The following is an 11,310-nucleotide window of genomic DNA, read 5'->3' on the forward strand; positions in this document are numbered from 1 at the left end:
AAAGGATTTACTTTGACATTTCGACTACGCTCATTACAGTTCTTTAACCTAACACCGCGACACCCGACACCTAAAACCAACAACTAATTTTATTTTTGCGTAACATTTAATTATTCACTCTTGATGAATCCAGAAAATTGAATAAGGAAAAAGTTGTTTATTTTTTCCTTTTTTAAAATAGAGCTTTTGAGCCAATTTTTTCATTCCTCTTCACCTAAGCATTACGCATTAATTGTTTAACCAAATTATCTTTGACCATCATTTGACGGAAAATTTCCACTAAATATTGTTGTGCTTGTTCTCTATTTAAGCCCTTAACTTGTTCTTTTAACACTTCCAACTTGAATTGTTGCTCTAGGGTCAAACTAGCTTCATTGTTGTTCATTTTAATTACTTTCCTCACATTTATATTCGTTGTAAAAACATACTAACGATTAACTGTCAATGGTAATGTTAAAAATGTTACTTTTCTTTACATTAAAGTAGCTGACTACCATTTGAAACCTGCTATCTGAAACCTGAAACCTGATATGATGAAAATGTAAAGTTTTATTGAATAAAATTAATGGTTGCCACAGCTACCCAGTTAAAATACGACATTAAAGACATAAATTTAGCGAGTCTTGGTCGTCAGAGAATCGAATGGGCAGGAAGAGAAATGCCCGTGTTAAAACAAATTAGAGAACGTTTTGAAGCAGAGAAGCCTTTTGCTGGAATTAGAATTGTCGCCTGTTGTCACGTTACCACCGAAACAGCGCACCTCGCCATCGCCTTAAAAGCAGGTGGTGCAGATGCTCTTCTCATCGCCAGTAACCCTTTATCTACTCAAGATGATGTAGCCGCCTGTTTAGTGAAGGATTATGAAATCCCCGTTTATGCCCTCAAAGGGGAAGATAACGACACTTACCATCGCCATGTACAAACGGCTTTAGACCATCGCCCCAATATTATCATTGATGACGGTTCTGATGTGGTAGCAACTTTAGTGCAAGAAAGACAACATCAATTAGCCGATTTAATTGGTACTACTGAGGAAACCACCACCGGCATCGTGCGCTTAGAAGCGATGTTTAAGGATGGCGTTTTAAGTTTCCCTGCGATGAATGTCAATGATGCTGATACTAAGCATTTCTTTGATAATCGTTATGGTACAGGACAATCCACCCTTGATGGTATTTTCCGCGCCACTAATATTCTTATTGCTGGTAAAAATGTAGTAGTTGCTGGTTATGGCTGGTGTGGTAAAGGTGTGGCCATGCGCGCTAGTGGTTTGGGAGCTAATGTCATTGTTACGGAAATTAACCCCGTGAAAGCTATTGAGGCTGCTATGGATGGTTTTCGAGTGATGCCTATGGCAGAGGCGGCCAAAGTGGGTGATATTTTCGTTACTGTTACTGGTAATAAGCATATTATTCGGGAAGAACATTTCCAAACTATGAAAGATGGTGCTATCGTTTGTAATGCTGGACATTTCGATATTGAAATCGATCTTCAAGCCTTGGGTAATATGGCACGGGAAGTTAAAGAAGTTCGTCAATTTACTCAACAGTATCTCTTGGAAAACGGTAAATCCGTAGTGGTTTTGGGTGAAGGGCGCTTGGTTAATTTAGCCGCCGCCGAAGGGCATCCCAGCGCGGTTATGGATATGAGTTTTGCTAACCAAGCTATGGCTTGTGAATATTTAGTAAAAAATCAAGGTATTTTAAACCCCGGTTTACATTCTATTCCTAGAGAAGTTGATCAGGAAATTGCTCGACTCAAGTTACAAGCTATGGGAATCGAAATCGATACTTTGACTTCTGCCCAATCAGAATATCTCAATTCTTGGACTGTGGGAACTTAAGCAGGGTGTTTTCATTCTGAAATTTTTAGTTGAGGCAAAGTAATAAGTAAGAAGCAAAAAAGACTCCCCTCTCCTGTGGGAGCAGGGCGTTTTCATTCTCAAAAATGTTAGTTTCTCAAACTAGCCAATAATCTGAAATTCAGAGGTTTTTAACTACTAATAAATCAATTAATAGTAAAAAATCCTCCTGTCTCCCTGAATCTCCCCCCTTTTTAAGGGGGGTTGGGGGGGATCATCCTTATATTGTCTTCTTGTCAAAAACAAATCAATTTTGATCCTGACTTTGAAAACACCCTGCTGTGGGAGAGGGGTTGGAGGTGAGGGTAAAGAATTTTGATGCCGACTTTGAAAATACCCTGCTTAAAAAAGGGGGGGGATTTGAGAATGAAAAACATTGCTTTTGTTGCGTTTCGTACCTCAACCCAACCTACTTTTCTTTTGAGTTGATACCAATAAAAATTTATTATTATGAAAAAGTTTTTTCAAGGTTTAAGTATTTTTGTATTATTGCTATCGTTGACAATTTTCCCAGCAACGGCGGAGGGCGCTAGTTCCAGCGCCGTTACTTCTACCTTTGAAAGTCAGAGTATGAAGGGGGAAGATTTTACTAATCAAAATCTACAATTAGCTGAGTTTACTAAGGTTAATTTGGAGGGCGCTGATTTTAGTAATAGTGATTTGAGGGGCGCTGTTTTTAATGGCGTTAATGCTGAAAATGCTATATTTTCTGGTGCTAATCTTTCTGACGGTTTAATTTACGTTACCAGTTTTGATCGTGCTGACTTATCCAATGCTATTTTTAGAGATGCCATCATGATGCGCTCCACTTTTAAAGATGCTACGGTGACGGGCGCTGATTTTACTTTTGCTGTTTTAGATAAGCAACAAGTAAATAACTTGTGTGAAAATGCTTCTGGAATAAATCCAATTACTCAAGTAAGTACGAGACAATCTCTTGGTTGTCCTTAATCCGTAGGGGTTGAAAAATGTTCAACCCTTAAACCACCTGAAACTTTTTTAAAATGAACCTCTATAAATACGCTCGGCTTGAAGATCAGAAATACGATTAGAACGAGGATAATTAACTGTAGAATCGCTAGTATTATGATTAGAAGAAGGAGACGCTAACGTGCTTCTAACGCTTCGTTTTTGATTCATATTGTGATAATTAACAGGTTTTAAATCATAAACAAACTCTGGAGGCGCATTTCTGGTTTCCAAGTCCACAAAATCATGACTTTCAGGATCATAAGCAAATACATCTCCCGATTCAATATTATAAATCCAAGCATGAAGAGCTAATTTACCTTGATATAACTTACTTCTTACTACAGGATAAGTTGCCAAATTTTCTAACTGAGTTAGGACATTTTCAGCAATGGTGATAGGCAATAACTCCTCATCGGGGGTATCAGCATAATTATCTCTAATTAAGCGCCGAGTTGCTTCAGCCTGTTTCAACCATTCATAAACTAAGGGCATTTGATCTTCTAATTTAGACATTTTCAATAAACCCTTCATCGCCCCACAGTGGGAATGTCCACACACGATAACATGTTCAATGCCTAAAGCTGTGATAGCGTATTCCAAAGAAGCGCCCTCCCCCCCATTCGTAGCACCATAGGGAGGAATAATATTACCAGCATTACGAATAACAAATAAATCACCCACATTAGCTTGAGTGATTAAATTAGGATCAATACGAGAATCAGAACAAGTAATGAATAAAATGCGGGGATGTTGCCCTTGGGATAACTTTTCAAATAAATCTCGATGACTTTCAAAATATCCTGCATGGAAGCGATGCAGTCCTTCAATTAATTTTTTCATGATTGCCGTTATTGATCCAGTTTTCTACTCTTCAACAGTTGATTATATAGTAGGTTGGCTCACTTACTCTTCCAAAAACTTGTCCTCAGCATTAACCTGCACGGGCCAATCCTCATTTTGTCCCCCGATGGTTAACTGACGCAGATTAAGATAATCTTTCGATAACTGCTTGAGGGTGTTAATTAATACATCAAGGGCAATAAGATCGCTAGTACCAAGATCAAACCAACAGCGCCCCGTGCGCTGTTGAAACTCAAACTCTCCCATATTGTGCATTAAAGCCATAATAGACTGATCCCAGCGCCCTTCATCGTAGTTCATATAACTAACTTCCACCCCAGTTTCTTGCACCTGTAGATTTTCTCCATTAAAACCGCCTAATTTACCCAGATAAAACCAAGAATTAAATAACTCTTCAACGTATTGTTTTTCCATCTGAGAAGGCACATCCTCAAACTCGATCCAAATCCACACATCAAAGGGATTAAACTCCCGAAATACTACTTCCATAATAAATAATGAATAATGAATAATGAATAATGAATAATGAATAATTCATTATCTTCCCGTCTCCCCTTCTTCCCCTTCTTCCCTTTCCTCCCTTTCTCCCCTTTCCTCCCTTTTTCCCCGTCTCTCCAAAAAGAGGTAAAATTAACCAAGTTGATCGAAAATCGAGAACATCGGTAAATACATAGATAACAAGATAGTACCTACCATTCCCGCAATGCCAACCATCATCAAAGGCTCGATGACGCTAGTTAAAGCCTTGATTGCTTGTTCTACCTCATCTTCATAGAAATCTGCTACTTTCATCATCATGGCATCCAATTCCCCAGTTTCTTCCCCAATGCTCATCATTTGAATCGCCATAGGGGGAAAAACTTTTTTCTCCTCAATGGCTAAACTTAGCATTCCTCCTTCTAAAACTGATCTCTTCGCAGCGCCCACCGCCCCAGCAATCACCTTATTACCAATAGTTTCTTCCACAATCTCCAAACATTGTAAAATAGGCACACCAGAACGAGTCAGAGTTCCAAAAACACGACAAAATCGTGCTACGGCACTTTTTTGGTTTAAATCACCGAAGATGGGTGCTTTGAGAGCAATCATATCAATTTGATAACGTCCAGCCGGAGTACGATAATATTGACGAAAAGCAAAAACAACACCGATGAGAATAAAAATAGGTACAACCACCGCTGGACTACGCAAGAAATTACTTAAATTAACCATAGCCTGAGTTAAAGCAGGTAACTGCGCCCCCAACTGGTCAAAAATACCAGCAAAAACGGGAATCAAGAAAATAGTCATCCCCAAAAAAGCCAACACAGCGAATAAACCAACCGTTACAGGGTAAGCCATAGCAGATTTGACTTGGTTTTGTAACCGTGCCACATCTTCCAATAACTTGGCAAGACGATTCATAACCTCGTCCAAAACCCCCCCAATTTCTCCAGCTTCTACCATGGAAACATAAAGCTGATCAAAACAATCAGGATGTTTTTTCATTGCCTCTGATAAATTTGTACCCTGTTGTACATCAGCGTTGATAGCTAAAAGCGCCCTTTTAAACTTAGGATTGGTGGCTTGTTCACCCAAAACCCCCAAAGCCCTCACAATAGCCACCCCAGCATTAACCAACACCGCCAACTGACGAGAAAAAATAGCCTTATCCTTAATACTAACAGGACTCATTGCCGCTTCTATGGCGGATAAATCAAATTCTATACCAGCTTTTTTAATTTTACCGATAGCGGAGAAACGCTTACTGAGAATACGGCGCGCCTCATCGGGATTTTCAGCCGTAATCCTTTCCTCTAAAATATTGCCTGATTTGTCTTTTACTTGAGCGATAAAAGTAGCCATGATCTCATACCATAAAAAATAACCATTATCTTTTATGATGCCATTTATTTAGTAATTCAGATATAACTTATTGTTAATTATGGCTTGATCCTTTATTCATGAGGGTGACGTTGGTGAAATAAGCTATGAACAATATGTAACCAGTACATCTTTCCAAGCTAAAAATTCATTTTTCAACTCATTTGAATAACCATGAGCTGATTAATAGAAATAGTTTTGTTTTATTTGTCGATTTATTCCATTTTTACGAATATGATGTGATTTGCATTTAGGGGATTACATGATATCAGACCATATAATAGATACTTATCTTCAACATATTTCAATTCATAACCACATTCACCAACACGTCAATTAAGCACCGAACACATTAGGCTATAATTTACCTGATACGGTTTGAACTATTCAAGAACATTAGCCAACCAAAATACTATGGTCATAACTGGGAGATTTACTGTCCACTGATTTAATTTGGTATTTAACCAAGTTGGCTAATTCTTCTAGTTGACTAATGGCTTCAGCGCCCTCCAACTTCATCAATTCTCTGTCATCTTGCATCTCAGTCCAAGTAATGCCGTAATCGGAAACCAAGAAACGAATTAAATGATTATCTCCTAAACTAACCATAAATGAAGCGCTAGTTAATTCTGTGCCACAGGTATAACAAGAGGCAATATAACCTCTTTTTTCTAACACAATGGCTAAGGCTTGGAGATTCATCACCAAATCCTTAACAAACTCTCTATACTCCTGTGCAAGTCTAATAAACATTTTTGCCTCCTCGTCTTAGGGTTGCGTTACATTCTTAATATTTTTTAAAGATTTTCCATGATTATTATATGGTATCTTGGGTCAAAAATGCAAAGTTGACTATTTTTGTCATAACTATAAGCATAGCTCAATTCAAAAATAATGACTACTTTTCTTTATTTTCGTTCTTTAAATAGTCATGAATCAACCTCATAGATGGCGTTTCATCCCTTTCATAGAAGCATCTGGAACGATGCAAATGGCTATAGATAAATGGCTTTTATCTCAGCATCAACATCATAATCATCCCTCAGTTTTACGTTTTTATGAGTGGCATCCAGTGGCAATTTCCCTCGGAGTTAGTCAAAAAAAATCATATCCTTCCCACTGGCATAACTTACAATGGCAAGGAAAACCTATAAATATAGTCCAGCGCCCGACCGGTGGCAGGGGCGTTTTACACCAAGGAGATTTAACCTATAGTGTGATTTCTTCTCAGTTTCAGGGCAATTTAGATGAAGTTTATCGGCAGATTTCTCAGTTTTTAATAGTTGGTTGGGGAAATTTGGGGTTAGATTTACATTTCGGCGCCCCTCACCGTCAATATCTCAAATCGGCTAACTGCTTCGCCCTTTCTACTAATGCTGATTTAGTGGATAGTCAAGGAAATAAGTTTATTGGTAGCGCCCAGCTTAAACAGGGCAAATTTGTCCTGCAACACGGTTCAATGGTGTTAGAGCCAGACTTAGGACTATATCAGCAGGTTTTTGGGGAGGGTTTCACCCCTTACAAAAGAGCTAATTTACCTTCTCGTGAGGAGATTATGGCTAGTTTGGAGGGCGCTGCCATGGATTGTTTTAACTGTGAGTTTTTTGATCAACCTCTCACGGATGAAGAAATGACGATGATTGAGAGTTTATAACCACAGCAATGAAAAGGCGGTGCGAGCTTAATTAGGAGAATTTGTAATTAAGAGCGTTAATCACTCATAATCCTGCCTTTTGCCATCTTTCTATTAACCATACCAAGCCACACCTTTCGGGGATGCCATTAATCCATTACCGTCTTCTTCCCAATAAAAGTCAAGTAGATAGTATAGTTTGATAATTTCAGAAGACTCAATTTCTTTATCTTGTACTTTAGTGAGAAAAGACTCCATAAACTCAACAATAACAGCCAATTCTTCCTTTGGGAAAGAGTCTTCTAACTCAGTCATAGTCTTTTTAGCATCTGAAATAATGTCATTTTTCTCTTGTGGTAAAGGTGTTGAACGTCGCAGAGGGTCTTTTTCTACCGCCGCAAACCCCTGAGAAACAGCTTCATGAATTTGTTTTTTATATTTGACTAAAGCTCTTGTTTTTTGTTTTTTAATACCTTCACGAGAAGAAGCGTAAAGACTGGGTAAACGATTTAATGCAAAGGTAGCAACTTCTATTCTGTTAATTAATTCTGGTTGCCGAATAGCTTTATTCTGTTTAAGTTGGAAATCAACTTCTTCATCAACAAGAAGTTCCATAACATTTTTATAAATTTGTTTTTCTGCACTCATGACTATTTGTTCGAGATAGATCTGTTTTAGTAGCGATTGTTCCTATAACTAGGACGTTAATATTATAGGTCAAAGTCCTATGGTGATCTATTTTTTCTTACAGCAGTTTTCATTTCCTTAAACCACACTTTGGATTATTACAAATACTATCTTTGCGTCTTTGCGCCTTTGCGAGACACAAAAAACGTGGTTTATTCATTTGAAATGCGCTGTAAACTATTATTAATCTTAATTTAAGATATAGCAATACTAAATGAGTTATGAGAATTATCTTATGGTAAAAGGCAACAGGCAAAAGGCAACGAGGATGGTATCTTCGATGTTTTTTTCTAAGTCATTGATTTTTCACGAATGATTTAGGACTGCTATATTTTGCATCAATAATTTTTGATTGGGGTAGAGAAAAAAAGGCTATTTTTGGCACTTTTTAAGATTTTATTGCGATTAAAACCTTTGTTTTAAAAGGGTTTTGATTTATTGAGCAGACCCTAATTACGATAACCATTGACAATATAAGAAACTCTCTGAGCAATATTGGTAGAATGATCAGCCATTCTTTCTAAATAACGAATCACAAGAATTAATAATATAATGGGTTCCACTACCCCAATAATATTTTTTTGATAAGCTAGAACTTGATAAAGATGATCATAAGCATCATCAACAGTGTCATCTAAAAATTTAATTTTTTCTCCAGCGCCCGCATCCAATTCCGTCAACGCAACGATACTTTTCCCTAACATTAATTGAGCTTGTTGTGACATTATGGCAATATCTTTCATGGTGGGATGAACAGGATAAGTAATCAATTTACGAGAAATTTCCGCTAAGTCTTGAGCATAATCGCCAATTCTTTCCAAATCTCGCACTAACTGCATAAAAGCGCTAATCATGCGTAAATTTTGAGGGGAGGGATTTTGCTGAGAAAGAATATTGGCACAATCTAATTCAATTTGACGATAGTAACGATCAATTTCTTTATCTTGAGTGATGATTTTATTTACAGCGTCCACATCTTGCTCAAACAAAGCCCTATGACTATAACGAAATGACTCTTCAACCAAAGCCCCCATCCTTAATACATCCTGAGCAACCTCTCTGGTGCGTTTTTGTAGTATCAGGTTATCACCGATTTTTATTTGATCTGAAAGTGCGATCTGATGTAACAATGTCACTTAATTTATCTCCGTTTATTCGACCCCTTCTATTACCATTATTGATCGTAGAAGTTAAGTTTACATTAAATTAATATTATTGTCAATGTCACTCATGGTAGTTGTCGCCCAATGGACTTGAACCAGATTCGAGCTAGAAGCCCGAAGTAGGGTATGGTGGGGAAAAGCTATTAATTTGCTATCTCTGATAAATTGATCCATTTTTCTGTAGCTTTTTCAATTTGTTCATTAATTAAAGCTAATTCATGAGTTAGTTTTTCCACTTCTTCATATTTACTATTTTGAAATAAAAGACTTTCAATTTTTGCTTTTTTCTTTTCTAACTCAGGAATTATTTTACTTTCTAATTTATCCAGTTCTCTTTGTTGAAAATTAGATATTTTCGGTTTAGTTTCTTTTGCTTTTGGTTCTTTTTTTTTACTTTGAGAATTTTTATTAACTTTTTCTTTTGTTTGCTTTAATTCTTGTAATGCTTCTTTTTCAAGTGCTTCCTGTCTATATTTATACTCTAAATAAACAGAATAATTACCCGGATATTGTTTTAAACTACCATCAGTTTGAAAAGCAAAAATAGTATCCACAGTACGATCTAAAAAATAGCGATCATGGGATACAACTAACACACATCCTTTAAAAGATTCGATATATTCTTCTAATACCGCTAAAGTTTGTACATCGAGATCATTTGTTGGTTCATCAAGAATTAATACGTTAGGATTACTGATCAACATTCTCAATAAAAATAACCGTCTTTTTTCTCCCCCTGATAACTTTTCAATGGGTGCATACTGTTGATTCGGAGTGAATAAGAATCTCTCTAAAAGTTGAGACGCGCTGATTTGACTACCATCGGAAGTTTCAATGTAGGTAGCCACTTCTTTAATATACTCAATGGCTCGTAATTCCTGCTCTTTAGCGGTGATTAACTCCTCAGAATGTTGATCAAAGTAACCAATTTTAATAGTAGCGCCCGTCTCCACTTTACCTTGATCTGGGTCAATTTTACCCATAATCAAATTCATCAGAGTGGATTTACCTACCCCATTACCGCCAATAATACCCACCCGATCATCGGGGGCAAATTCATAGGTAAAATCTTTAATTAAAGTCCTCTCCCCATAACTTTTCGAGATATTATGCAACTCAATAACTTTTTTGCCGATACGCCGACTAGGAGTATCAATTTCTACCTTCCCTTGAGTTTGGCGAAATTCTTTATTTTTCATGTCACCAATGCGATCAATCCTTGCCTTTTGCTTCGTGCTACGGGCTTTAGGTCCTCGTTTTAGCCACTCCAACTCCCTTCTTAGTACCCCTTGATGTTTACGGGCGCTACTTGCCTCAGATTCCTCAGCAAGGGCTTTTTTCTCTAAGTAATAAGTGTAATTACCAGCATAGCTATAAACTTCCCCTCGATCTACTTCAAGGATACGGGTGGTAACTTGATCGAGAAAATAACGATCGTGAGTGATGAGAAAAATGGCTTTAGGAAAGGTTTTGAGGTATTGTTGCAACCATTCCACTGACTCCGCATCAAGATGGTTAGTAGGTTCATCCATCAATAATAGATCAGGTTCAGCCATTAAAACTGAAGCGAGGGCAACCCGTTTGCGATAACCCCCTGATAAACCGCCCATTTTTGCATCAAAATCTTGAATACCTAATTTGTCAAGGATGATTTTAGCATTGGTTTCCAAATCCCAAGCGCCCTCCGCCTCAATCTTTTCCGTCAAATCGGCTAATTGTGCCATCAAACGATTTTGTTCATTTTCATCAGCCGTAGCCAAATGATGAGATAAATCTTCATAGTCTTTAATCCACTGCATTTGCTCCCCAGCATAGGCGAACACTTGTTCTAATACTGTATGATCAGGGTTGATGTCAGGCTGTTGGGGTAGATAGATAATTCTACCACCTGATTTCGTTTGCATTTCTCCCCCGTCATAGGGTTCGATTCCAGCTAACATTTTGAGTAGGGTGGATTTACCAGCGCCATTCACCCCAATCAAACCAACTTTATCTTGATCATCAATACTGAAACTAGCATCTTTAATTATTTCTTTGATACCGAAATCTTTTTGTAGAGATTGAACTGTTAATACTGTCATAAGGGCGCTTTTTGTAAATCAATTACTACTTTATCATTGATTATCTCAGTTGTGTGTCTCCAATTTCACCCTTTCACCCTTTCACCCTTTCTTTATTGTCAAAATGAGATTATTAAGTTATTATGGTTAAGGTTAACGGGATGTAGCGCAGCTTGGTAGCGCGCCTGCTTTGGGAGCAGGATGTCGCAG

The 11,310-nt window shown here is 37.5% G+C and carries 12 protein-coding genes; 3 read left to right on the top strand and 9 right to left on the bottom strand.

The window, feature by feature from the left end; all coding sequences use genetic code 11:
* Positions 1-214: 214 nt before the first annotated feature.
* On the bottom strand, positions 215-385 hold the full coding sequence (locus tag IGQ45_00090; GenBank protein MBF2055626.1) for an NblA/ycf18 family protein: 171 nt from the start codon (positions 383-385) through the stop codon (positions 215-217).
* A 180-nt stretch (positions 386-565) separates the two neighbouring features.
* Here IGQ45_00090 and IGQ45_00095 point away from each other — a divergent pair, with 180 nt between their 5' ends.
* Both IGQ45_00095 and IGQ45_00100 read left to right on the top strand, forming a co-directional pair.
* The gene (locus IGQ45_00095; GenBank protein MBF2055627.1) at positions 566-1,843 is read left to right on the top strand and encodes an adenosylhomocysteinase; all 1,278 of its coding nucleotides are present in this window, start codon (positions 566-568) and stop codon (positions 1,841-1,843) included.
* A gap of 468 nt (positions 1,844-2,311) precedes the next feature.
* Positions 2,312-2,812 (top strand): pentapeptide repeat-containing protein, encoded by a 501-nt coding sequence (locus tag IGQ45_00100; GenBank protein ID MBF2055628.1) that lies wholly within the window; start codon positions 2,312-2,314, stop codon positions 2,810-2,812.
* A gap of 48 nt (positions 2,813-2,860) precedes the next feature.
* On the opposite strand, the gene IGQ45_00105 is transcribed toward IGQ45_00100, so the two are convergent.
* The 4 genes from IGQ45_00105 to IGQ45_00120 all read right to left on the bottom strand — a co-directional run bounded on the left by IGQ45_00105 (position 2,861) and on the right by IGQ45_00120 (position 6,310).
* Positions 2,861-3,673: a carbonic anhydrase gene (locus IGQ45_00105; GenBank protein ID MBF2055629.1), complete on the bottom strand. Its 813-nt coding sequence runs from the start codon at positions 3,671-3,673 to the stop codon at positions 2,861-2,863.
* A 63-nt stretch (positions 3,674-3,736) separates the two neighbouring features.
* Positions 3,737-4,183, bottom strand: a complete 447-nt coding sequence (locus IGQ45_00110; protein MBF2055630.1) for a DUF3531 family protein — start codon at positions 4,181-4,183, stop codon at positions 3,737-3,739.
* A gap of 141 nt (positions 4,184-4,324) precedes the next feature.
* A complete protein-coding gene (locus tag IGQ45_00115) occupies positions 4,325-5,539 on the bottom strand; it encodes a type II secretion system F family protein (protein ID MBF2055631.1) in 1,215 nt (404 codons plus the stop codon).
* Positions 5,540-5,953: 414 nt separating this feature from the next.
* Entirely contained in the window at positions 5,954-6,310 is a 357-nt protein-coding gene (locus IGQ45_00120; GenBank protein MBF2055632.1) for a DUF1815 family protein, read from the bottom strand.
* A gap of 178 nt (positions 6,311-6,488) precedes the next feature.
* Here IGQ45_00120 and IGQ45_00125 point away from each other — a divergent pair, with 178 nt between their 5' ends.
* Positions 6,489-7,211: a lipoate--protein ligase family protein gene (locus tag IGQ45_00125; GenBank protein MBF2055633.1), complete on the top strand. Its 723-nt coding sequence runs from the start codon at positions 6,489-6,491 to the stop codon at positions 7,209-7,211.
* 93 nt (positions 7,212-7,304) lie between these two features.
* Here IGQ45_00125 and IGQ45_00130 read toward each other — a convergent pair whose 3' ends face one another.
* From IGQ45_00130 to IGQ45_00145, 4 genes are all read right to left on the bottom strand, one after another.
* The gene (locus IGQ45_00130; GenBank protein MBF2055634.1) at positions 7,305-7,838 is read right to left on the bottom strand and encodes a late competence development ComFB family protein; all 534 of its coding nucleotides are present in this window, start codon (positions 7,836-7,838) and stop codon (positions 7,305-7,307) included.
* A 488-nt stretch (positions 7,839-8,326) separates the two neighbouring features.
* Positions 8,327-8,995, bottom strand: a complete 669-nt coding sequence (phoU, locus tag IGQ45_00135; protein MBF2055635.1) for a phosphate signaling complex protein PhoU — start codon at positions 8,993-8,995, stop codon at positions 8,327-8,329.
* 78 nt (positions 8,996-9,073) lie between these two features.
* Positions 9,074-9,214 (bottom strand): hypothetical protein, encoded by a 141-nt coding sequence (locus IGQ45_00140; protein MBF2055636.1) that lies wholly within the window; start codon positions 9,212-9,214, stop codon positions 9,074-9,076.
* The gene (locus IGQ45_00145; protein MBF2055637.1) at positions 9,184-11,121 is read right to left on the bottom strand and encodes an ABC-F family ATP-binding cassette domain-containing protein; all 1,938 of its coding nucleotides are present in this window, start codon (positions 11,119-11,121) and stop codon (positions 9,184-9,186) included. The genes IGQ45_00140 and IGQ45_00145 overlap by 31 nt, the downstream gene beginning before the upstream one ends.
* Positions 11,122-11,310 lie beyond the last annotated feature (189 nt).

Origin of the sequence: Cyanobacterium sp. T60_A2020_053, from assembly GCA_015272165.1 — a bacterium.
In the GTDB taxonomy this organism is placed as follows: domain Bacteria; phylum Cyanobacteriota; class Cyanobacteriia; order Cyanobacteriales; family Cyanobacteriaceae; genus Cyanobacterium.

What these genes read in the sequence shown, in the direction of transcription:
- IGQ45_00090 (MBF2055626.1), bottom strand. Translation starts at nt 385, where the DNA reads ATGAACAACAATGAAGCTAGTTTGACCCTAGAGCAACAATTCAAGTTG.
- IGQ45_00105 (MBF2055629.1), bottom strand. Translation starts at nt 3,673, where the DNA reads ATGAAAAAATTAATTGAAGGACTGCATCGCTTCCATGCAGGATATTTT.
- IGQ45_00120 (MBF2055632.1), bottom strand. Translation starts at nt 6,310, where the DNA reads ATGTTTATTAGACTTGCACAGGAGTATAGAGAGTTTGTTAAGGATTTG.
- IGQ45_00100 (MBF2055628.1), top strand. Translation starts at nt 2,312, where the DNA reads ATGAAAAAGTTTTTTCAAGGTTTAAGTATTTTTGTATTATTGCTATCG.
- IGQ45_00095 (MBF2055627.1), top strand. Translation starts at nt 566, where the DNA reads ATGGTTGCCACAGCTACCCAGTTAAAATACGACATTAAAGACATAAAT.
- IGQ45_00115 (MBF2055631.1), bottom strand. Translation starts at nt 5,539, where the DNA reads ATGGCTACTTTTATCGCTCAAGTAAAAGACAAATCAGGCAATATTTTA.
- IGQ45_00125 (MBF2055633.1), top strand. Translation starts at nt 6,489, where the DNA reads ATGAATCAACCTCATAGATGGCGTTTCATCCCTTTCATAGAAGCATCT.
- IGQ45_00140 (MBF2055636.1), bottom strand. Translation starts at nt 9,214, where the DNA reads ATGGATCAATTTATCAGAGATAGCAAATTAATAGCTTTTCCCCACCAT.
- IGQ45_00110 (MBF2055630.1), bottom strand. Translation starts at nt 4,183, where the DNA reads ATGGAAGTAGTATTTCGGGAGTTTAATCCCTTTGATGTGTGGATTTGG.
- IGQ45_00145 (MBF2055637.1), bottom strand. Translation starts at nt 11,121, where the DNA reads ATGACAGTATTAACAGTTCAATCTCTACAAAAAGATTTCGGTATCAAA.
- IGQ45_00130 (MBF2055634.1), bottom strand. Translation starts at nt 7,838, where the DNA reads ATGAGTGCAGAAAAACAAATTTATAAAAATGTTATGGAACTTCTTGTT.